16 protein-coding genes are annotated in these 21,156 nt (G+C 69.1%); 3 read left to right on the top strand and 13 right to left on the bottom strand.

The window, feature by feature from the left end:
• Nucleotides 1-98: 98 nt before the first annotated feature.
• The 12 genes from dpgD to AC0693_RS09430 all read right to left on the bottom strand — a co-directional run bounded on the left by dpgD (nt 99) and on the right by AC0693_RS09430 (nt 13,591).
• The gene (dpgD, locus tag AC0693_RS09485) at nt 99-908 is read right to left on the bottom strand and encodes an enoyl-CoA-hydratase DpgD (protein ID WP_478801386.1); all 810 of its coding nucleotides are present in this window, start codon (nt 906-908) and stop codon (nt 99-101) included.
• Nucleotides 905-2,155, bottom strand: coding sequence for a (3,5-dihydroxyphenyl)acetyl-CoA 1,2-dioxygenase DpgC (dpgC, locus tag AC0693_RS09480; protein WP_478801846.1), 1,251 nt, complete (start codon nt 2,153-2,155; stop codon nt 905-907). Before dpgC ends, dpgD begins: the two co-directional genes overlap by 4 nt.
• An 80-nt stretch (nt 2,156-2,235) precedes the next feature.
• On the bottom strand, nt 2,236-2,943 hold the full coding sequence (dpgB, locus tag AC0693_RS09475) for an enoyl-CoA-hydratase DpgB (protein WP_478801385.1): 708 nt from the start codon (nt 2,941-2,943) through the stop codon (nt 2,236-2,238).
• Nucleotides 2,944-2,954: 11 nt separating this feature from the next.
• Nucleotides 2,955-4,106, bottom strand: a complete 1,152-nt coding sequence (gene dpgA, locus AC0693_RS09470) for a 3,5-dihydroxyphenylacetyl-CoA synthase DpgA (RefSeq protein WP_478801384.1) — start codon at nt 4,104-4,106, stop codon at nt 2,955-2,957.
• Between the two features lie 110 nt (nt 4,107-4,216).
• Nucleotides 4,217-5,056 (bottom strand): dimethylargininase, encoded by an 840-nt coding sequence (ddaH, locus tag AC0693_RS09465; protein ID WP_478801383.1) that lies wholly within the window; start codon nt 5,054-5,056, stop codon nt 4,217-4,219.
• 116 nt (nt 5,057-5,172) lie between these two features.
• Entirely contained in the window at nt 5,173-5,385 is a 213-nt protein-coding gene (locus AC0693_RS09460) for an MbtH family protein (protein ID WP_478801382.1), read from the bottom strand.
• On the bottom strand, nt 5,382-7,862 hold the full coding sequence (locus AC0693_RS09455) for an aminotransferase class I/II-fold pyridoxal phosphate-dependent enzyme (protein ID WP_478801381.1): 2,481 nt from the start codon (nt 7,860-7,862) through the stop codon (nt 5,382-5,384). Before AC0693_RS09455 ends, AC0693_RS09460 begins: the two co-directional genes overlap by 4 nt.
• Complete coding sequence (gene hppD / locus AC0693_RS09450; protein WP_478801380.1) at nt 7,859-8,884, bottom strand: 4-hydroxyphenylpyruvate dioxygenase; 1,026 nt, start codon at nt 8,882-8,884, stop codon at nt 7,859-7,861. Before hppD ends, AC0693_RS09455 begins: the two co-directional genes overlap by 4 nt.
• 140 nt (nt 8,885-9,024) lie before the next feature.
• Nucleotides 9,025-10,608 carry an MBL fold metallo-hydrolase gene (locus AC0693_RS09445; protein WP_356415449.1) on the bottom strand — a complete coding sequence of 528 codons (1,584 nt, stop codon included), beginning with the start codon at nt 10,606-10,608 and terminating at the stop codon, nt 9,025-9,027.
• Between the two features lie 324 nt (nt 10,609-10,932).
• Nucleotides 10,933-11,421, bottom strand: a complete 489-nt coding sequence (locus AC0693_RS09440; protein ID WP_478801379.1) for a YbaK/EbsC family protein — start codon at nt 11,419-11,421, stop codon at nt 10,933-10,935.
• Nucleotides 11,422-11,831: 410 nt separating this feature from the next.
• On the bottom strand, nt 11,832-12,686 hold the full coding sequence (locus tag AC0693_RS09435) for an ABC transporter permease (RefSeq protein WP_478801378.1): 855 nt from the start codon (nt 12,684-12,686) through the stop codon (nt 11,832-11,834).
• Nucleotides 12,683-13,591 carry an ABC transporter ATP-binding protein gene (locus AC0693_RS09430; RefSeq protein WP_356415441.1) on the bottom strand — a complete coding sequence of 303 codons (909 nt, stop codon included), beginning with the start codon at nt 13,589-13,591 and terminating at the stop codon, nt 12,683-12,685. Before AC0693_RS09430 ends, AC0693_RS09435 begins: the two co-directional genes overlap by 4 nt.
• A gap of 133 nt (nt 13,592-13,724) precedes the next feature.
• Here AC0693_RS09430 and AC0693_RS09425 point away from each other — a divergent pair, with 133 nt between their 5' ends.
• The 3 genes from AC0693_RS09425 to AC0693_RS09415 all read left to right on the top strand — a co-directional run bounded on the left by AC0693_RS09425 (nt 13,725) and on the right by AC0693_RS09415 (nt 16,731).
• Entirely contained in the window at nt 13,725-14,921 is a 1,197-nt protein-coding gene (locus AC0693_RS09425; RefSeq protein WP_478801377.1) for a sensor histidine kinase, read from the top strand.
• Nucleotides 14,918-15,577 carry a response regulator gene (locus AC0693_RS09420; protein WP_478801376.1) on the top strand — a complete coding sequence of 220 codons (660 nt, stop codon included), beginning with the start codon at nt 14,918-14,920 and terminating at the stop codon, nt 15,575-15,577. The genes AC0693_RS09425 and AC0693_RS09420 overlap by 4 nt, the downstream gene beginning before the upstream one ends.
• Nucleotides 15,578-15,717: 140 nt before the next feature.
• Nucleotides 15,718-16,731 carry a threonine ammonia-lyase gene (locus AC0693_RS09415; RefSeq protein ID WP_478801375.1) on the top strand — a complete coding sequence of 338 codons (1,014 nt, stop codon included), beginning with the start codon at nt 15,718-15,720 and terminating at the stop codon, nt 16,729-16,731.
• A 141-nt stretch (nt 16,732-16,872) separates the two neighbouring features.
• Here AC0693_RS09415 and AC0693_RS09410 read toward each other — a convergent pair whose 3' ends face one another.
• Complete coding sequence (locus tag AC0693_RS09410; protein ID WP_478801374.1) at nt 16,873-21,129, bottom strand: non-ribosomal peptide synthetase; 4,257 nt, start codon at nt 21,127-21,129, stop codon at nt 16,873-16,875.
• Nucleotides 21,130-21,156 lie beyond the last annotated feature (27 nt).

The raw sequence follows: 21,156 nt of genomic DNA, 5'->3' as shown, positions 1-21,156 counted from the left end.
GAAGACGATCTGCAGGAACTGACAGACATGTGAAAAGGATCCGCGGCGCCGCTCCTGATGAGCGGCGCCGCGGATCCGTTTCGGAACGGGATCGCAGGTCAGCGGCCCTTCCACACGGGCTCGCGTCCCTGCGCGAAGGCCCGCGGTCCCTCGATGGCGTCCTCGCTGCCACGGCGCCGTTGCTCCCAGCCGAACGGGGTGCTGAAGGCCGCCTCAAGCGGCATGTCGACCGAGCGCATCACTGCCTCCTTGATTGCCCGCACCGCTAGCGGCGCGCTGCGCAGCAACTCCTCGGTCCACTCGGCCACGCACGCGTCGAGCCTGTCGTGCGGAACGACCTCGTTGACCATCCCCCACCGCAGTGCATCGGCCGCGCTCATCCGCCGGCCCGTCAGCAGATGGCCGAGCGCCACCTTCATCGGGACCTGCCGGGCCAGCCGGAAGGCGCCGCCGGCGCCCGGGACCAGGCCGAGCCGGGCCTCCGGCAGGGCGAAGACGGCCTGGTCGGAGGCGATGATGAGGTCACATGCGAGGGCGAGTTCGAAGCCTCCGCCGAGGGCGTACCCGTTGACCCGGGCGATGACGGGCTTGGAAAGGGTGAACCGCTCGGTCAGCCGGGGCCAGCCGGGCCGGCCCCGGCTGCCGAAGGTGGACCGCGGCACCCCCTGCTCATCGAGCCGGGCCCGCTCCTTGAGGTCCTGCCCGACGGTGAAGGAGCGTTCTCCCGCGCCGGTCAGGACCGCGACCCGGACCTTGTCATCGGCCTCCACATCGTCCCAGACCGCGGCGAGTTCCTCGTGCATCCGCAGGTCCATCGCGTTGAGCACCTCGGGCCTGTTGAGCGTCACGTGGGCGACGTGGTCCTTCTTCCGGTACAGCACGCGCTGCTCGTCCGCGTGGACCGTCACCTGTGCGCCTCCTTCTCCGCGGTGAACCGGCCGACCTTGTGGATCACATCGGAGCTGTACAGGCGTAGCGCCTGCTGGAGCGCGAACTCCGCCATGTAGCGGCGGAATTCGTACGCGGACTCCTCGGCGAGGTGGAGCATCCGCCGGTTGGCGACCACAGCCGGGCCACGCAGGCGCTCGACGCTCCGCTCGACGGCCTCGTCCAACGCATCGGCTTCGTGTACTTCGTCTACCAGCAGGCGGGCCTGCGGCTCGGTCGCCCAGATCCGGCGCCCCTCCAGGATGACCTGGCGTGACAGCCGGGTACCGGCCGCCCGGCTCAGCCTGAAGTTGCCGGCGCCCGGGATGATGCCCTCCTTGGCGGCCGGAAGACTGAAGAAGGCGTCCGAGGCGGCGATCACGTGGTCGAAGACGAGAAGGAGCTGGGCACCACCGCCGATGGCGAAGGTGTCCACCACCGCGACCCAGGGCTTCTCGACGGTCCGTGGCCGCCAGGCGGCCCCGTCCTCGACCACGAGTCCCCGCAGGATCTTGTGGATGTAGCCGAGTTCCCGCCGCAGCAGGAAGTCGACCAGCGAGATGCCGCCGCCGTGCAGGGACTTGAGGTTGATGCCGGCACTGAAGACGCGCTTGCCGTGGTAGCGGGGATGGGTCATCTCGCCGCCGCGCAGCAGGGCCACCTCCACGGCCGGATCGAGCAGGGCGAGGTCCACCGCGGTTTCGATGTCCTCGATCTGCTGGTTGTCCTCAGCATTGAGACAGTCGTCTCGGCACATGGTCAGCCGCGCCACGCCGTCGGTGCGCTCCATGCGTACGGAGCCCAGATCCGCCCGGCCCGTGCGGGTGAATTCCGGCAGGATCGCCAGGGCCCGCGGGGTCGGACGCAGCATCGCGTCGAGCAGGTGAGGGCCGGCCAGCGGCGACCCCAGTACCTTCCCGAAGAAGATGCCCTGGTCGATCTCGTGCCCCTCCTTCCCGGCCTGCGCCCTGATCCCTTCCGTCTCCAGCTGGGAGGTGGTGGGCACCAGCCCGGGGAACGCTTCCGCGGCCGCCGAGGCCAGCTCGGCCACCCGCAGGTGGCGGGTACGTGCCTCGGTGAGCTCGTCGTAGACCGCGTCGACGTGCGTGTCCAGGAAGACGGCGCGCAGCGACCTGACGGAGTCGGTGGCCTCAGCGGCCGTCGCCCGTTGTTCCTGGGTACGGTGCTCCGGCGCGGGCAGAAGTCCCAGCACCTCTTCGGCGTGCATGGCAGCCGCGGTGAGCGCCGTGCGGGCACTGCCCAGGTCGGCCCGCACGGCCCGCAGGGTGTCCTGCGGGCCTGCGGCCGTCACGAAGCGGCTCCGACGGCCGCCCGGCGCAGCGCGCGGTCGCAAGCGGCGAGGTGGACTCCGAGCGCCTCCTCGAAGGTGGTGGTCGTGGCGTCCAGCATCAGCTGACGCCGGATGGCCAGTTCGGTGCCGGTGACGGCGCCGGCCCGCTCCCCCGCCGTGGCCTGGGCGGCGGGCAGGTCCTGCACGAGTTCGTCGACCAGGTGGAGGGCGAGCGCATCGGCTGCGTCGACCGGGGTGCCGAAGAGCACCGCCCGGCGGATCGCGGCGGCGGCGACGCCGTGCTGGGCCAGCCGGTACAGCGCCATTCCCGGCCAGGTGGCCCCGTCGCCCACGGGTACGACCAGGCGCACCGTCTCGGTCGCGATGCGGTAGTCGGTGGCGAGCAGCGCCTCCAGGGCGAGTCCCCCGCAGTCGCCGTCGGCGACGGCGATGGTGGGTGCGGGCAGCCGCTCCAGGCGCCGCAGGGCCCGCTCCCACTTGCTGACCAGCGCCACGGTCAGGTCGCCCGGGGGCACCCCGTCGGGTATGCCGGACACGTGGACGATGACGCGGCTGCGGCCGGCGTGGTCCTCGGCCCGGTCACAGACCGCGCTCACCAGGGCGACGGACTCGGCCGACAGGCCCTTGCGCCCGTCGATCCGTAGGACGAGGCCTTCGCCGTCGATCCGTACGGCCGTGCTCTCAGCTTCGTTTTCGCTGTTCATCTGATTCTCCGTCACCATTGCACCAGCACGGTCTCGATGGTCGATCCAGGGCCCATGGTCATCAGGACGCCGTAATCCCCTGCCCTGGTGGCGCCCTCCTGCATCAGCCGTTCGTAGGAAAACAGGAACGAGCCGCTGGACAGATTCCCGTAGTCCCGCAGTACTCCGGTGGTGTGCCGGACGTCGTGGCGGGTGAGGCCGAGATTGACCCGGACCGCGTCGATGACCTTCTTGCCGCCGGAGTGCACCAGCCACTGACTGATGGCGCTGCGACGCAGTCCGGCGCCGGCGAGCAGCCGGTCGACGACCTGCTCCGCGTTGGCCCCGACCACGTACGGGACGTGCGGATCGAGATAGAAGCTGAACTTGCCCTGCTCCTCGTCCCAGTCGTAGCGCATGGCCTCGATGGCGTCGGTGATCAGATGACTGGCGAAGCCCAGGATTTTCGGGCCTGCCGAGGCGGCCGGCGGGTCGGACGGGGTACGCGCGGCGTCCGGGCTTTCGGCGACGACGGCGATGGCGGCGGCGCCGTCACCGAAAAGGCTGTTGACCACTGCGGTGCGCATGGACCCGTCGATGACGTAGGCGGCGGAACAAGCTTCCGCACACAGCATGACGGCGACCTTGCCGGGGTTGGCCACGGCCCAGCTGGCGGTGGCGTTCAGGGCGTTCAGGCCCGCGTTGCAGCCCATGCCGACGACATCGACCCGGCTGGTTTTGGGCAGGATTCCCATCTCTCGGATCAGGTGCGCGCTCAGACCGGGGGTGAGGAAGCCGGTGGTGGTCGTGCAGCACAAGTAGTCGATGTCCGACAGCGCGAGGCCGGAGTTCTCCAGGCAGGCGCGCACGGCGCGTGCTCCCATGTCGAGGGCCAGCCTCTTGTGCTTGGCCAGGAGCTCGCCCTGCGCTTCGGGGAGGCAGGTGCCTTCCTCGTCCCGCGGTGGGATGGTCAGGTAGCGGCGTTCGATCGCGCTGTTGAGGAAGACCGAGCGGACCTTGGGGTCCGTGATCTTGAATATGTCGAGTAGTTCCCGCTGGGAGTAGGAGTGCCCGGAGTTGGCCGTGCCGATGCCCACGATCCGGGCGGCACCCGCGGATGGCTTCCACTCGGGAACCGCGGGGACGAGGAGATCGTTGGCCGGTGGACTCATGCTGGTGGTCATCGGAAGGTCCATCCCCACATACGGGTCTTGCTGCGGACAGGGCACACTGCAACGGACACGTCAATCAGCCTTCCAGGTAGCCGGCAGGTGGTGCCGGGGGGACGCACGGGTCACTCCCGCAGTTCGAGCGTGCAGCACTTCACGCTGCCCCCCGCCTTGAGCAGTTCGGTCAGGTCCACACCGATCGGTTCGAAGCCGCGCGCCGCGAGCTCCTTCGCCAGGCGGGTGGCTACTTCCGGGAGCAGCACGTGGCGCCCGTCGGAAAGGGCGTTGAGGCCGAAGACGGCAGCGTCCTCGTCGGTGGCCAGGACGGCGTCCGGGAACAGCTCGCGCAGAACGGCCTGACTGCCTTCGGAGAAGGCGGCCGGGTAGTACATGACCTCGTCCTCGGAGAGCACCGACAGCGCGGTGTCCAGGTGATAGTAGGACGGGTTGACCAGGCGCAGGCTGGTCACGGGCACTCCGAAGAACTCCTGGGCCTCGGCGTGCGAACGCGGGTCGGTCCGGAAGCCGGTGCCGGCCAGCAGGCGCCGGCCCACGGGGAGGTAGTCGCCTTCACCTTCGTTGATGTACTCCGGCCAGTGGGTCTCCTCGTAACCGTGCCGGCGGAACCAGTCCAGATACGCGGGGCCCTCGGCGGTGCGCTCCACGTGCCGGAACCGGGCGGCGAACACCTTCCCGTCCAGCACGGTCGCGCCGTTGGCCGCGAAGACCATGTCGGGCAGCCCCGGGATCGGGTCGATCTCCCGGACGGTGTGGCCGAGGTCACGGTAGAGGTCGCGCAGGGTCTCCCACTGGCTGAGGGCGAGTGCGCCGTCAACCGGCTTCTCCGGGTGCATCCAGGGGTTGATGGAATAGCGGACGTCGTAGAACGCGGGGCGGCACATCAAGAATTGGCGCGGGATCGCGGTTCGGCGCCGGCCGGACTGTGCGGAGACTCGGTCGGTCATAGGTGCTTCTCCTCACGCTGATCGGGGGACCAGCGGGTGGCTCGATACGAACGGCCGTTTCCGCGTGGTCGCGAAAACGGCCGCCGTGTGGTGCTGCCAGTGCCGTGCGGCTCCGGTCAGTTCTGTGCCATGGCCTCGATGAGGCTCTTGGGGCGCATGTCGGTCCAGGCCTTCTCGATGTAGTCGAGACAGTCCTGGCGGGCGGCCTCGCCGTGGACCTTCTGCCAGCCTTCGGGCACGTCGACGAAGACGGGCCAGAGGGAGTGCTGCCCCTCGTCATTGACCAGGACCACGTAGTTGGCGTCGGGGTCGTCGAATGGGTTCGTCATCGAATCGTCCTTTCTGAGGTGACAGTTGGTCCGGCCTGGGCCGCCTGCACTCTGATGAAGGCGGCCAGCCTCTTGATTCCGTCGGAGATCTCGGAATCGGTGAGGGAGCTGACGGACAGCCGCATGCCCTGCTCTCCGCCGCCCTGGGGGTAGAAGTAGGACATCGGTGTCCAGACGACACCGAATTCCTTCGCCGACCTCACCAGTGCGGTGTTGTCTGCGTGGAAAGGCACAGTGACCGACAGGAAGAATCCCCCGCTGGGCTCGTTCCAGCGGATCCCGAGTTCCTCTCTTTCGCCGGCCGGGAAGTTCTCGTCCAGCTGCTGCAGCGTCACCCGCATCGCGTGTCCGTAGTACGCGGCCGTCTCGGTGTTGAGCTGCGATGTGCGCCCGTCCGCGGCGAGCAGCATGCCCGCCACGACGGCCTGGCTCACCGCCGATGTGTTCACCGTGATCATGCTCTTGATCTTGGTGAGCTCATCCGCCAGCAGGCCGACGGTTCCGGAGCTGTCGGTCACCGGCTGGTCGGCGACCGCGTAGCCCACCCGGGCGCCGGGGAAGAGAGTCTTGGAGAAGGAGCCCAGCTGTACGACCCGGTGTTCGCGGTCGAGTGATTTGAGGGTGGGCAGCTGCCGCCCCGGACTGACCATCCGGTAGGGGCTGTCCTCCAGCAGGAGGATGTCGTGGCGGGCCGCGAGTTCGAGCAGCTCGTGCCGGGTCTCCAGGGGCATGGTGGTACCCGAGGGGTTCGAGTGGTCGGGGATCACGTAGAAGGCGCGGGGGCGCCGTCCGCGTGCCCGTTCGGCGGTGATCGCCGCCTCCAGGTCGGCGCAACGGAATCCCTGCTCGCGCTCCGCGACCGCGGTCAGCTCGACGTCCAGCAGGCGGGCCGCGCCGGTGATCCCCACGTAGCAGGGACTGGAGACAAGCAGCACGTCGTCGGGGCCGGAGATGAGCGCCCGCACAGCCAGGAACATCGCCTCCTGGCAGCCGACGGTGACCACGATCGACTCCGGGGGCACGTCGACGCCCTCGTCCTTGCGCAGCGAGTCCGCGATCAGCTCTCTGATGTGGCCGCTGGTCGGGCCGTACTGGAAGAGCATGGAGCGGATCCGGCTGGGCGAGGCCCCGCCTGTCTCCAGGTGGTCGAGGTAGCGGCGCAGATGGTCGAAGATCTGACCGGTGTCGAAGAAGCCGTCGTACGGACGGCCGGGCGCGAACGAGATCGCCTCGGGGAACCGGTGGGTGATCTCGTTGAGGAAGTTCATCGTGTCCAGCACCGGATCACGCAGGCTGGCGTGCAGTTCCTCCCTGCGCAGCGGCCCGCTGGGGTGCGGGGCCGGGCTCCGGGGAGCGGTCCGTACGGCCGGCTCCGCATACGGCTGCGGGGTGACCGTGTGAGACTGCACCAGTTCTGGTCCGGCGTCGGCTACCAAACGCGTACCCGTCAGCATCATCGCCTCGGTCAGTCCGTCGGTGATGATGTCCAGCACGCGTGCCACGCCCTGCTCCTGGCCCAGCGCCAAGCCGTCCAGTACAGGTCGGCCGAGGAGCGCTGCGTCCGCGCCGAGCGCAAGGGCGGCCAGTACGTCCGAGCCGCGCCGGATCCCTCCGTCGACGAGGACCGGGCAGGCGCCTGCGACGGCCGTCGCGATCTCGGGCAGCACCTCGAGGGTCGACGGAGCACCGTCCAGCTGCCTGCCGCCGTGGTTGGACACCACGATGCCGTCGACACCGGCCTCAATGGCCGCTCGTGCGTCGTCGGCTGTGAGTATGCCCTTGACCAGCACGGGAAGCGAACTGACGGACCCCAGCCATTCGATCACGGACCAGTCCAGGCAGGCATCGAACTCGGCCAGCGCGTGGGCGCTGGGCGAGGAGAATCCTCCGCCGACGAGGTTGGCCGGCTCGATGCCCGGCGGCAGCCTGAAGTTGTTGCGCAGGTCGCGCGTCCGCCGACCCAGCCGTGGAGCATCCACCGTCAGGACGAGCGCCTCGAATCCGGCCTCTTCGGCGCGTTCGATCAGCGCGCGCGTGGTTGCGCGGTCGCGGAAACAGTACACCTGGAGCCAGAGGGGGCTTGAGGCCGCAGCGGCGATGTCCTCGAAGGTGCGGCCCGCGAAGGTGCTGACGATCAGGGGGACTGCGGCCCCGCCGGCAGCGCGGGCGGTGGCGACCTCACCCAGCGGGTCGGCCAGTGTGTGATAGGCCATCGGTGCGATGGCGACCGGCGCACCCCAGGTCCGGCCGAGGATCTTGGTCTCGATGTCGGGCAGACCGAAGCCGGCCAAGACGCGTGGCCGCAGTTTTATCCGGTCGAAGGCCTCTAGATTGGCCGCGAGCGTCCGTTCATCGCCTGCGCCGCCCGCCAAGAAGTCCCAGACTGCGGGGGCCATGCGACGGCGAGCCAGGTCGGCGCAGTCTGCAAGGGTGTGGAACGTGTCCGTCGCGGCAGTGAGGGGTTCGTTTCCGGTCATCGGGCGGCCAGCCGGTCACGCTCTACCGCTTCGTACAGGGCGCGGATGTTGGCGCTGCCGAACCCACGGGAGCCGTTGCGCTGGATGAGTTCGAAGAACAGGGTGTTGCGCTCGAACGGCGACCGGCTGAAGAGCTGGAGCAGATGACCCCACTCGTCGCGATCGGCCAGCACCTGGGCCTCCCGCAGCTGTTCGATCTCCATCCGCAGGCCGGCGAACCGCTGGGCCAGCAGGTCGTAGTAGCCGTCCGGGGTGCTCAGGAATTCCACACCGCGGCCACGGAACTCGTGGACCGCGGGGATGATCTCCTCGACGAGGAAGGCGATGTGCTGCACGCCAGGACCGGCGTTACGGGCCAGGAAGCCGTCGAGCTGGCCCGGTTCCTTGTCCGGGTCCGGTGCGACCAGGGTGAAGGTGACACGGTCTGATGCGCTGCGGACGACTATGGAGTCCATGGCCTGACCACCGACGGCCACGTATTCGGCCGACAGGCGGGAGAAACCGAAGGCCTCCTCGTAGAAGTCCGCGTGCGCGGCGAGGGTGCCCCCTTCGAGGCAGACCGCGATGTGGTCCAGGGCCAGGATCAGGCGCTCGGCCCCAGCTGACGTGCCGGGCGAGGGGGTCCACCGGCGGCCTGCGGGCAGCACCGTTCCCGGGTGCTCCGCGGTCTGCGGCAGCAGGGTGTGCGTGACGTCACCGAAGGCGGTCACGGCCGGGCTCTGTCGTAGGGAGCCGACGGGTTTGGCGCCGGCCGCGATCGCCGAGTCTCGGCTGGCCGCGACATCATCACAGGTCAGCGCGATGTCGGCGATGCCCTCCCCGTGGTCTTCCAGAAACCTCCAGGTTCCTGGTCCTGACGTGACGACCACCTGGGTGGTGCCCTGCCGCAGCAGAACGGAGCTACGGTCGACCTCAACCGAGTCCGCGACCCGAGTGAAGCCCATGGCTGACTCGAAATATTCGGCCATAGCCAATTTGTCCCGGGTGTACAACTCGACGAACGCTATGTCCTGAACAGCCATGGAGTACCTCCTGAGGATGGCCAAGAGACGGTCGGTGCCTGTCGGCCGGGCCCGCCGCACAGGGGGGACACGCCTGCCGCCCGTTCTTCGCGACTTCCGTGCACCGCCCTGGGCGACGCTCCCGTACCGCTAAGCGGCGCCTACCAGCGCCACTCCTGCTGCTTGAAGAGGTGGCCGGCCTTGATGCCGCGGTCGGCACACCACTTCATGAACTCCTCGATCTGCTTGATCTGGTAGGTGTCCTCGTGGTAGGTGGTGGCCATGACGTGGCCGAGCCAGTCTTCCTCGCCCATGGCATAGACGTACGCTTCCGTGGCGCCCAGCTCGGTCATGATCGCGGCGGCCTGCTCGGCGTTGGAGCCGGACAGCTTGCGCGAGTTGCTCATCTTCTTGGTGACCGGGATGGTGAGCAGGGCCTGGTAGAGCCAGGTCAGGGGGGCGCCGTCACACTCCATACCGAGGAAGGCGATGTCGGCGGTGCCCAGGTGCTGCTTGATGTAGCGGTAGAGCGAGGGCTCGATACCCGAGGAATCTGCGCCGATGAAGACCTTCTTGCCAGCCAGCTCGGCCCAGTAGGTCGACTTGGCGCGAATGTCGAGGTCGCAGTGCTCGCCGAGGAAGGGGGTGGCGGTGATCTTGCCCCCGGGGAACTCTACTTCGTCGAAGTCATCGACCTCGATCACGTTGAAGCCCTGGTGGCGCAGCATCAGTGCCATCGAGGGGTCGGCCAGGTTTCCGCGCGAGGAGCGGGGGACCACGATCGCCCCGAGGCGGCCGCGCAGCTGGAGCAGCGTCTCCAGGACGATGTGGTCCTGGTGGCCGTGGGTGATGAGGACCAGGTCGATGTAGTCCGGCAGGTCGTCCAGGGTGTAGCGGTCACCGGCTGTGCTGTCCGCGCTGATGAACGGGTCGGTGACGATCGCGGCCTCGGGCGTCTGGAGTACGAGGCAGGCGTGGCCGAAGTAGCGGATGCGGCCGCCGCCCTCGATGTGACGGTCCTCGGCCAGGCTCGGACGATCAGTCAGCATGGTGCGAACCTGGGCGGCCTGGGCGTCGTTCAGTTCCAGCGCCTCGCGCAGGTGGGCCAGCGTGGTGGGATTGACCCGGGACTTGAACAGCTCGGCCAGGCCCTCGTGACGGAACGGGATGTTCAGTTCCAGCACGTCCGCCGAGGGAAGGCGCGGCGTGCTCAGGATGAACGGACGCTCGATGCCGGTCTCGAAGGAGAGCTGCACCGACTGGCGCGCCTCCTGGTAGACGTTGCTCTTGTAGACGACGGGCTCCATGAAGCGCATCTGCGCCTGGTTGTCGGTGTCGTAGGCCAGCTCGACCAGACCGCCCAGCTCCGGCGGGAGCTTCGGGTACAGCGGGGTCAGGTCGAAGCCGGTGGCGTTGGCGCGCAACAGCTCCTGGCCGGCGGCGATCGCCTCCGCGAAGCGCAGCATGTCGGCCCGGTCCCGCTTGATGGCGGCCAGCAGGTCACGCACCTCGTCGGCGCGCTCCTCGGGGATGTTGATGAAATAGCCGCCACGAAGTTCGGGGTTGTTGCTGGCGGCGATGTGGACCTGCGGTGACTGCAGGTACGACTCGAGCAGGGGAACCTGGAGGAATGCCAGATTCATCGCCGCCTGTACCGGCGCAATGGTGTACGGCCAGGCGAAAAACCTGTCCACCAGCGGCTCGATAATAACTTTGGACCGCAGAAACAGCTGCTCTTCAGACATCTGCGCCCTCCCTCCAGGAGAAATGGAAACAATGGACCGATCCGGGGCACGCACGTGTGCCCGTAGCCCTTTTCAGGGCAGCAGATGGTGGAGAAACAAAGAGCCACAGCGAATGGCAAGGCCCTGAAGTTCGAGGCGCCGACGACAACGCCGGCCTCCCGAAGGAGGATGGCCCGGAGACATGTGTTTGATCAATACTCCCTGCGCCTCGCGGCCGTGCACAGGGCGACGGCCGGCGGCCGAGCTGTACTGCTCTTGTTCAACTGCTTTGACGCGACAGTTGAACACTGGTGGGCCGGGCGGCGGCTCCGCCCGCCCACACCATCAGGCGGCTATCGGCGCGACGGCCGGCCTGGCGAGAGCCAGGTAGTCCGAGACGGAGAGCGCAAGGGACAGGTCGAGCCGTCCCGCGTTGAAATAGATCTCATCGTTGGCCAGCAACCCCTCGTCGACGAGCAGTTCCAGCTCGGGCGAGAACGCGAACGGGGTGATGGAACCGCTGACGCTGCCGGCCAGCCGTTCGGCGACCTCTCGGGCCGCGAACGCGGCCTCGCGACCGCCGTAGCGGTCGGCCAGCGCGTCCAGGTCCACCTGACGGTCACCGGGGACCACCGCGAGCACGTAGCGCCGGGCACGCTTGCCGAGGGCGACCCGGACCACCATGCATTTGGCGGCCTGTTCCAGCGGGTGCCTGCGCAGGAGGCTCGCCGCGGCGGTACGGCCCTCGGGTTCGTGCGGAATCATCCGGTAGGACGCGGAGCTCGCCTCCAGCAGGTCGATCAGCTTCCCCAGGACGTCGCGGCCGTCAGGCATCCGCTGATTCCGGGAGATGGGGGACGGCGGACCGGGAGTGGAGCGGTCGGCAGGCCATGGCGCCTCGCAATCAGGAGGAGGGATACCTGGAGCCGGGGTGGCCCCAGGAGGCACGGCGCGGGATCGGTCCGCCTGCTCGCGCCCGTGCGCGTACGGCTCATGGGGTACGCGGAGATCTTGAGGTGCCCCCATAGTGACCGTGCGGTCAGCTCGCCGTCACGTGAACAGCCCGCTCAACACCCGTCCCCCGGTGGCCGCTCCCGACGCCTGCACCGTTGGTGCCGGAACCCGTCAACGCAAGTACCCCCCTGCGGCCGACGCTCGGCGCCGATCGCAAGGGGGTACTGGTGGTGACCTCTGGTAATCGATGACACCCTGTCGTGTTTGCTCGGCCCGCCGGGGCCGTGTCCTCACACGTCGCGGCGGGAGGGGACCACCACGGTGAGCACGGCGGCGATCAGCCCCCATACGGCGTAGACGATCCATGCTCCGGCGACAGTCGTCGGGTAGGCGTACTGGGCCCACGTGATGTTGTCCCCCTCCATCAGGTGCGTCCACGCGTAATGGGGCGTGGCGTGACCCAAGAGGGCCGTCCAGTAGTGGTCGCCACTGAGGCTGATCGGCAGCATCAGCAGGATGGCGACGCTGGTGACGATGGTGGTCGCGCTGTGCCTGATGATCGCGCCCAGGCCCATCCCGACCAGTGCCGACACCGGTGCGAGGAGCGCGGCGCCGGCCATGGCCCGCAGCGCGCCGGGGTCGGTGATCGACATTCCGGCATGCCGCCCCGACAGGATCGCCTGGGTCAGGAAGAAGGACGCTCCCGCGGACAGCGCGCCGTATCCCGTGGTGACCACCGTGACGACGATCACTTTGGCCACCATGACAGAGCGGCGGACGGGTACGGCCGCAAAGGTCGTACGGATCAACCCCGTGCTGTACTCGCTGGTCACGGTGAGCGCGCCGATGGCACTGATGGCCAAGATCACCCCGTTGCCGGCGAAATTGGTGAACGCGTCGCGCAGGGCCCAGCTCGGGATGAACTCGGCCCTCGTCTCCTCGCTGTAGCCCGGCCAGTTGCTGTAGTCGGCGTACGCCGCGTTCACGTTGAAGAGGACGATGACCACCGCGGCGGCCACGAAGGCCCATACCGTCGAACGCAGCGACCACAGCTTGATCCACTCGGCGGAGACAAGGTCGCGGAACCGGGCGCGGGGCTCGTCGATCGAGACGTTGACCGGCGCGTCCAACGTTGTGGTGCTCATCGGTGCTCTCCTGCGAGGTATTCGACGCTGTCAGCGGTCAGTTCCATGAAGGCGTCTTCCAATGTGGCGTTCCGGGTTGTCAGTTCATGCAGCAGCACGCGGTGGTTGAAGGCCAACTCGCCGACCTGGGCGGCCGTGAGGCCGGTCACCGTGAGCAGCGTGCCATCCGCCTGCACGGTCGCGCCCTGGGCGCTCAGCACAGCGGTGAGCGCGGCCGGGTCGGGGGTGTCCACCGCCACGCTCAGCCGGGTACCGCGGGCGGCGAACTCCGCGAGGGTCTCGTCGGCGATCAGCTCGCCTCGGCCGATGACGATGAGGTGGTCGGCCGTGGCCTCCATCTCGCTCATCAGGTGGCTGGAGACGAACACGGTTCGGCCTTCGGCGGCAAGCCTGCGGAACAGGCCGCGGACCCACATCACGCCCTCCGGGTCCAAGCCGTTGAGCGGCTCGTCGAAGAGCATGACCGGCGGGTCGCCGAGCAAGGCGGTGGCGATACCGAGGCGCTGGCGCATACCGAGCGAGTACCCGCCGATCCGGCGGCCCGCGGCGGCGGTCAGGCCGACCTCTCCCAGAACCTCGTCCACCCGGCTGCGTGGAATGCGGTTGCTCACGGCCAGCGCGGTCAGATGGGATCGCGCGCTCCGCCCGCCGTGGACGTCCCCCGCGTCAAGGAGGGCGCCGACGTGGCGCATCCCGCGCGGGAGATCGCGGAACGACCGGCCGTTGATGGTGACGCTGCCGCTGCTCGGCTCGTTCAGTCCCAGGATCATCCGCAGCGTGGTGCTCTTACCCGCGCCGTTGGGGCCGAGGAAGCCGGTGACGTGGCCGGGCCGCACGGTGAAGGTCAGCCCGTTGACGGCGGTGGTACCGCCGTAACGCTTCGTTAGTCCGTTCACTTCGATCATGTTCCGATGGTTCCGCAATCCGCCCCCCGAGCGCATCGGACGGGCGGCTGACCTTGTCCTCCGGCACTGTCGACCGCGGGTGTACACCCGTGGTTCGACGTCCCCTCAGAGGTCGGCGGATACCATCGTGTCCATGTCCGCCACGCCACCTCTTCCGCTGCTGAAACGCCTGTCACCGGAAGCCTGGACGGCTCTTACCTGGTGCGCGGCCACGGCGTACTCGATCCTCGTGCACGTCAGGCTCCCGGGTGGGCAGGACCCGATGAGCCCCGGCTCCAGCCCCCTGCGCTACACGCTCGTCATCGCCGCGGCCACCGTCATGGCGCTGCTCGCCTGCGCGCTGATGCGCCACCGGCCCCTGTCGGCCCTGGCGCTACTGCTGGGCGGTTCGGTCGCTGCCTCGACGACGCTGAGCGTGCTGGACATCCCGCTGGCCCAGTTCGTGGCCTTCGACGTCGCGCTCGGCTGCATCACCGCGACCCAGCCGCGCCGCACGGGTCGCGCCGCCGCCGGATGGGCCCTCGGCATGATGTCCTGCTACTTGCTCACCCGGCTGCTGCTCGGGGCGAGCCTCGGCGCCTCTGCCGTACTCGTCATGGTGCTGGCCTCCGTCGTCGCCTGGCTGATCGGGCGTTCGGTACGCGAGGACCGTCGGCATGCCCAGGCACTGCGCACCCAGCTGACCACCCAGGCGGTCACCGCGGAACGACTGCGTATCGCCCGCGAGCTGCACGACATGGTCGCGCACAGCATCGGCATCATCGCCCTGCAAGCCGGTGCGGCGAGCCGGGTCATCGATACCCAGCCGACCACCGCCCGTGCCGCATTGCAGGCGATCGAAGCCGCCGGCCGGGAGACCCTGTCGGGCCTGCGCCGGATGCTCGGAGCCCTGCGTCAGGCGCAGCCGGGGGAGCAGGCGGAGACGGCACCGCTCGATCCGGCGCCCGGCCTCGCGGACATCGACCGGCTGGCGGAACGGACAACGAAAGCCGGGGTACGGGTCGATGTCCGCTGGCGCGGCCAGCGGCGGCAACTTCCCCCGGAAATCGACATGTCCGCCTACCGGATCATCCAGGAGGCGGTCACCAACGTGGTGCGTCACGCCGCGGCGGGCTCCTGCCAGGTGTCCATCGACTGTCAGGACGACGAGCTCTCCATCGAGGTCCTGGACAGCGGGCCCGGCCGCAGCAACAGCTCGGGCTCCGGTTACGGACTCATCGGCATGCGCGAGCGAGTCGACCTACTGCACGGGGACTTCCGTGCAGAACCACGCCCAGAAGGCGGCTTCCGGGTCGCCGCCCGCCTCCCCGTACCGTCAGGAATCTCATGACCATCCGTGTTCTGCTCGCCGACGACCAGCCGCTCATCCGGGCCGCCCTGCAGATGGTCATCACCGACTCCCCCGACATCGAGGTAGTGGCGGAGGCCAGCACCGGCATCGAGGCGGTCGAACTCGCCGTGAGTGCCGACCCCGACGTGGTGATGATGGACATCCGCATGCCGGGTATGGACGGCATCGGGGCCACACGGCAGGTCATCGCTGGGCCCAGCAGGGCGCAAGTCATCGTGCTGACCACCTTCGACGACGACGACTACGTCTACGGGGCGCTACGTGCCGGCGCATCGGGGTTCCTCGTCAAGGACATGGCGGTGGACGACATCCTCTCGGCGATCCGGGTGGTAGCTGCGGGGGACGCGCTGATTGCTCCGAGCATCACTCGCCGCCTGATCAAGCGCTTCTCCGTGGGCACCACGGCGGCGCCCAGGAAGCGGCGGGAACTGACCGCCATCACCGACCGGGAACGCGAGGTGCTCAGCCTCGTCGGCACCGGTCTGTCCAACAGCGAGATCGCCGCCCGCCTGTTCATCAGCATCGCGACGGCCAAGACGTACGTGACCCGGCTGCTATCGAAGCTGGAGGCCCGCGACCGGGTCCAGCTGGTCATCATCGCCTACGAAAGCGGCCTGGTGGAGCTCCCGAGCTGAGCGGCCAACCCCTTTGTCTTTGAAGGAATTACCACTTCCAGCTCGGACATCGGTGCGAACATTCCGCTGGGAGAACCTCCATGCCAGGATGACGGGCATGTCTGCGGCATTCGCAGATTCGCCCTCATAAGGAGCCCTCAGTGGGTCATGCATGGACGCGGGAAGAATTGGCCATATCGCCGGGCAACGAGATTCCGCAACTCACCAGCATGGACATCGATCGTGCCGCGGACCGCCTGGCGGGTCGGGTATGGCGGACCCCTGTAGTTCGCTCCGACCATTTGGACGCTCTGTCGGGCGCCCGTTTGTGGCTCAAGGCCGAGAACCTCCAGCGCGGGGGATCGTTCAAGGTACGCGGCGCGCTCCTCGCGGTCGAGCGACTGGCCTCAGAGGGCAGCCGCGGGGTCATCGCTCAGAGCACCGGGAACCACGCCATCGCCGTGGCGCTGGCCGCCCGCGAGCACCGGCTCCCGGCCGTGCTGGTCCTGCCCTCCGACGCGGCACCGATCAAGGTCAGGCGCATTCGCGACAGCGGAGCCGTGGTGGTGCTCGCAGGTACGGTGCTCGCCGAACGTGAGGCGGTGGTCGAGGAGCTGCGCGAACTGCACGGCCTGGACGTAGTAGACCCCTACCAGGACCCCGATGTGATTGCCGGTCAGGGCAGTGCCACCGCGGAGCTGATCAAGCAGGTGGCCGCGGAAGGCGTGAGCCTGGATTCCGTGGTGGTGCCGATCGGTGGCGGGAGCGCGATCGCGGGCGCCTGCCTGGCGGCCTCCGGGCAGGGCCTGACGGTGGTTGGGGCGGAGCCCGCGTCGGTACCGGCGTTCGGCGCCGCTCTTCGCGCGGGGCAGCCGGTGACAGTGTCCGCGCTCGAAACCATCGCCGATGGACTGCGTCCCGACCGGATTGGCAGTCTGCCCTTCCACCTGGCGCGTCGGAGCGTATCCACCGTGATCACGGTCGAGGAATCTGCCATAGCCGATGCGCTGCGCGTCGCCTTCCTGCACGCCCGGCTGGTGATCGAGCCCGCGGCGGCCACCGCTCTGGCCGCCGCGCTGCAGTACTCCGCCGGCCGTGGCACTGATGTCGGGGTACTGCTGAGCGGCGGCAATGTCGAACCGAGCCTCGTATCGGCCGTCCTGGATCCGGTCTGAGCCTTCCGCGCACGCACAGGGTGGTCGCCCCGAGGGGTGGCCACCCTTTTTCGCGCGCCTGCTGCCCTGCCGCATCCGGCATGAACGCGGCGGGGCGGCCCAACGGCACGAAGCCGTCGGACCGCCCCCGCGGTCGGTGGATCAGCCTTCCAGGCCGAGCCACTCCGAGATTGCTTCCCACACTCCGGCCAGGCTCTCGGGCTTGGCCAGCTCGTGGTGTGCGCACTTCATGCCGGTCTCCACGATTTCACCCGTCACGTACGGCTTCCAGGACGCCCCCGCGGCGAAGTCCTCGGACTTGCCCTCCTCCGCCACGATCAGCAGCGCGTTGCCGTCGAACCGTCCGTGCTCGTGCTCCCGCTGGATCACACGGTGGTTGAGGACGATCCGCGCGATGGTCCGGTACTCCTCGTCGGTCGTCGCGCCGAGCGTGTCGCCGGCCTGCTGCCGTACGAATTCAGTGAGCCGCTCCAGGCGGGTCTCCTCGTCGTCCGGCTCGGGCTCGGCGGCCTCGTCCCGGTGGGCGGACTCGCCGTCCGCGTCGGTCGAAGGCTCCGGGTCCGGCTCCCACGGGTACTGGTCGAGGATCACCAGCGCCGCGACCTCCTCGCCGGAGTCCTGCAGCTGGACGGCCATCTCGTGCGCCGCGACGGCGCCGAAGGACCAGCCGAGCAGGTGGTACGGACCGTGCGGCTGTACGGAGCGGATCTGCTGGACGTAGTCCGCAGCCATCTCCCGGACGGAGCCGACCAGTTCGGTCGTGCCGTCCAGACCGCGGTCCTGGATCCCGTACAGCGGGAAGTCGGCCGGAGCGAACCGGGCCAGCGGCATGTAGCACCAGCTCAGGCCGCCCGCCGGGTGGATCGCGAAGAACGGCGGCCTGGCGCCCTCGGCCCGGATCGGCAGCAGCACGTCGAGTGCGTCGCGGACCGACGACAGGCTCATCCGCTTCATCAGCTCGGTCACCGTCGGGGCAGCGAACAGGTCGCGGACCGCAACAGACACGCCGCGCTCCCGCAGCCGGTCCACGAGCCGGACGGCGAGCAGGGAGTGCCCGCCCAGCGCGAAGAAGTCGTCGTCCACGCCGACCGTCTCCACGCCGAGTACCTCGGCGAACGCCTCGCACAGCCCCTCCTCGAAGGAGGTGACCGCACGGCTGCGCGGTTCCTCCCCCGCCGTGCTGTCGGGAGCGGGCAGCGCCTTGCGGTCCAGCTTGCTGTTCGGCATCAGGGGCAGTTTCTCGATCACGACCACCGCCGAGGGCACCATGTACGCCGGCAGGCGGTCCTGTACCAGCGCTCGCACCGCCTGGCCGAGCCCGTGGAGCTGCTCGGCCGCCGCGTCCCGCTCCGGCACCACGTAGGCGATCAGCCGCTTGTCACCGGGGGTGTCCTCCCGTACCAGCACCACGGCCTGGGCCACCAAGGCGTGCGCGGACACGACCGCCTCGATCTCGCCCAGCTCGACGCGGAACCCGCGTACCTTCACCTGGTCGTCGGAGCGGCCCACGTACTGCAGGTCGCCGTCCGCGGTCCAGCGCACCACGTCCCCGGTGCGGTAGACCCGCTCGCCCTGGGCGAACGGTGAGGCTACGAACCGGCCTGCCGTCAGAGCGGGCCGTCCGAGGTACCCGCGTGCCATGCCCTGACCTGCGATGTACAGCTCGCCGGCGACGCCCGTCGGCACCGGGGCCAGCCGCTCGTCCAGCACGTACACCTGCGTGTTGCCGATCGGGACGCCGATCGACGACGCGTCGGCCGAGTCCCCGCTGAGCTCCTTGGCGGTCGACCAGACCGTGGTCTCGGTCGGGCCGTAGAGGTTCGTCAGGGTCGGCGTCTTGGCGAGCAGGATGCGGGCCAGGTCGCTGGGGAGGGCCTCCGCACCGATCAACGCCCGCACCTTCGTCCAGTCCACCTCGTCGCCGGTGTCGGCTGCCAGCCCACGCCACAGGCTCGGGGTGGCGTGCACCATGGTCACCCCGGCGGAGCGGATCAGCTCCCGCAGCGCCCACGGGTCGAGCACCTGCTCCTGCGCGGCGAGCAGCAGTCGCGCACCGTTGACCAGCGGCAGGTAGAACTCGAAGCCGGCCATGTCGCAGCCGTGCGTGCTGACGGCGAGCAGCCGGTCGTCCGCGCTCAGAGGGAACCGGTCCTGCATCGACTCCAGGAAGTTGACGATCGCCCGGTGCTCCACGAGGACACCCTTGGGCCGGCCGGTGGAACCGGATGTGTAGATCACCCACATCGGGTGCTCGGGCAGCAGGGCCCGGGTCCGCTCGCTCTGGGCCACGACGCCGTCCGGGAAACCGGCCAGCTCATCGGCCACCACCGGGTCGTCGAGGAGTACGACCGGTACGGAAGTCTGCTCCGCGCTCCCCACCTCGAACTCGCTCAGCCGGTCGCGCATGCCCTCGCAGGACAGCAGACAGACCGCGCCCGAGTCCGCGATCACATAGGCGATCCGGTCCGCCGGGTAGTTGGGGTCGATCGGCAGGTATCCGGCCCCGGCCTTGATCACGCCGAGCAGCCCCACGACGAGGTCGACGGTGCGCTCGAAGACGACCGCGACGATCGACTCCGGCCCGACGCCCCGCCCGATCAGGTATCGCGCCAGGCGGTTCGCCCTCGCGTCCAACTCGGCGTACGTCAGCTGCACGTCACCGAAGGTGAGCGCGACCTCGTCGGGCGTACGGGCGACCTGGGCCTCGAACAGCTCCACCACCGTCGTGTGCGGCACCTCGAGGGGGGTGTCGTTCCACTCGGTGAGCATCCGCCGGCGCTCGTCCTCGTCCAGGACGTCCACCGCGCTGACCCGGACTCTCGGCTCCGCGGAGACCGTGGCGAGTACCCGTACGAGGCGCTCGGCCATCCGGGTGACCGAGGCCGGGTCGAACAGGTCCGCCGCGGCGGTCATCGCGCCGTGCATCCCGGCGGGCGCGCCGTCGCCGTCGAGGAGCTCGACCATGTTCACATCCAGGTCGAACTTCACGGTCGAGGTGCCCGCCGGGTCGCCGGCCGGCGCTGCTCCGGGGCCCCGGCCGATGCTGAGACCCGGCATGTCGAGCACCGCCTGGGCGGTGTTCTCGAGCAGCAGCATCACCTGGAAGAGCGGGTGGCGGGCCATCGAGCGGGCCGGGGACAGCTCCTCGACGAGCTTCTCGAAGGGCACGTCGGGGTGGGCGAACGCACCCAGACCGGCCTCCCGGACCCGCGCGAGCACGTCCTGGAAGGTGGGGTCGCCGGACAGGTCGGTGCGCAGTACGAAGGTGTTGACGAAGTAGCCGACGAGGTCGTCCAGCGCCTCGTCCGTACGGCCGGCGTTCGCGGCGCCGATGGGGATGTCGGTGCCCGCACCGAGCCTGGACAGAAGTACGGCCAGACCGGCCTGGAGGACCATGAACATGGTCACCCCCTCGGCACGGGCGACCTCTCGGAGCTGCGCGTGCACGCCGGCGGGGATCACCAGCGGCACCCGGTGACCCCGGTGGCTGGCTATGGCCGGGCGGGTCCGGTCGAAGGGCAGTTCCAGCTCTTCGGGCAGGCCGGTAAGCGTCTCGCGCCAGTAGGCGACCTGGCGGGCGGCCAGACTGTCGGGTTCCTCGCTGTCACCGAGTACTTCGCGCTGCCACAGCGCGTAGTCGGCGTACTGCACTGGCAGCGGCTCCCAGTCGGGAAGCCGGCCCTCGCCGCGAGCGGCGTAGGCGGTGGACAGGTCCCTGGCCAGCGGGGCCCAGGACCAGCCGTCACCCGCGATGTGGTGAACCACCACGACCAGTACCTGCTCCTCGGAACCCGCCCGCAACAGCCACGCCCTGATCGGGACCTCGGCGGACAGGTCGAACTCATACCGCTCCGCTTCAGCGACAGCAGCGGGCAGTTCTTCCGGCGTCACGTCGGCCACGGCCAGCTGCCAGTCGAGCTCTTCGCTGTCCAAGATCCGCTGATAAGGCTCACCGTCCACGGTCGGGAAGACCGTGCGCAGGACCTCGTGGCGTACGAGAACATCCCGCAGAGCGGTGTTCAGGACCTGCTCGTCGACAGCACCGGAAAGGCGCACGGCGACCGGGATGTTGTAGGTGGCACTGGGGCCTTCCAGCTGGGCGATGAGCCACATCCGGCGCTGCCCGTAGGAAAGGGGAACCCTCTGCGGGCGCTCTGCGGCCGTCAGCGGCATCCGGGCCGCCTCCGCACCGGCCAGCCCGGCAGCCACAGCCGCCACCGTGGGCGACTCGAACAGCGTGCGGATCTCAATCTCCACACCCAGCACGGACCGGATCCGGCTGACCAGGCGCACCGCGAGGAGCGAATGCCCGCCCAGTTCGAAGAAGTCATCCTCCACGCCGACTTCGGGCAGACCCAGCACCTCGGCGAAGGCCAGGCACAAGATCTCCTCCTGCACCGTGAGCGCCCGACGGCCCCCCGCACC

This window comes from Streptomyces sp. NPDC043876, from assembly GCF_056435825.1.
This window is presented reverse-complemented; position numbering and strand designations above follow the sequence as displayed.

Coding starts and splice junctions, on each gene's coding strand:
- AC0693_RS09445 (WP_356415449.1), bottom strand. CDS start 10,608: ATGTCTGAAGAGCAGCTGTTTCTGCGGTCCAAAGTTATTATCGAGCCG.
- AC0693_RS09460 (WP_478801382.1), bottom strand. CDS start 5,385: ATGACGAACCCATTCGACGACCCCGACGCCAACTACGTGGTCCTGGTC.
- AC0693_RS09435 (WP_478801378.1), bottom strand. CDS start 12,686: ATGAGCACCACAACGTTGGACGCGCCGGTCAACGTCTCGATCGACGAG.
- AC0693_RS09430 (WP_356415441.1), bottom strand. CDS start 13,591: ATGATCGAAGTGAACGGACTAACGAAGCGTTACGGCGGTACCACCGCC.
- ddaH (WP_478801383.1), bottom strand. CDS start 5,056: ATGACCGACCGAGTCTCCGCACAGTCCGGCCGGCGCCGAACCGCGATC.
- AC0693_RS09440 (WP_478801379.1), bottom strand. CDS start 11,421: ATGCCTGACGGCCGCGACGTCCTGGGGAAGCTGATCGACCTGCTGGAG.
- AC0693_RS09420 (WP_478801376.1), top strand. CDS start 14,918: ATGACCATCCGTGTTCTGCTCGCCGACGACCAGCCGCTCATCCGGGCC.
- AC0693_RS09425 (WP_478801377.1), top strand. CDS start 13,725: ATGTCCGCCACGCCACCTCTTCCGCTGCTGAAACGCCTGTCACCGGAA.
- dpgC (WP_478801846.1), bottom strand. CDS start 2,155: ATGCACGCCGAAGAGGTGCTGGGACTTCTGCCCGCGCCGGAGCACCGT.
- AC0693_RS09455 (WP_478801381.1), bottom strand. CDS start 7,862: ATGACCGGAAACGAACCCCTCACTGCCGCGACGGACACGTTCCACACC.
- dpgA (WP_478801384.1), bottom strand. CDS start 4,106: ATGACCACCAGCATGAGTCCACCGGCCAACGATCTCCTCGTCCCCGCG.
- dpgB (WP_478801385.1), bottom strand. CDS start 2,943: ATGAACAGCGAAAACGAAGCTGAGAGCACGGCCGTACGGATCGACGGC.
- hppD (WP_478801380.1), bottom strand. CDS start 8,884: ATGGCTGTTCAGGACATAGCGTTCGTCGAGTTGTACACCCGGGACAAA.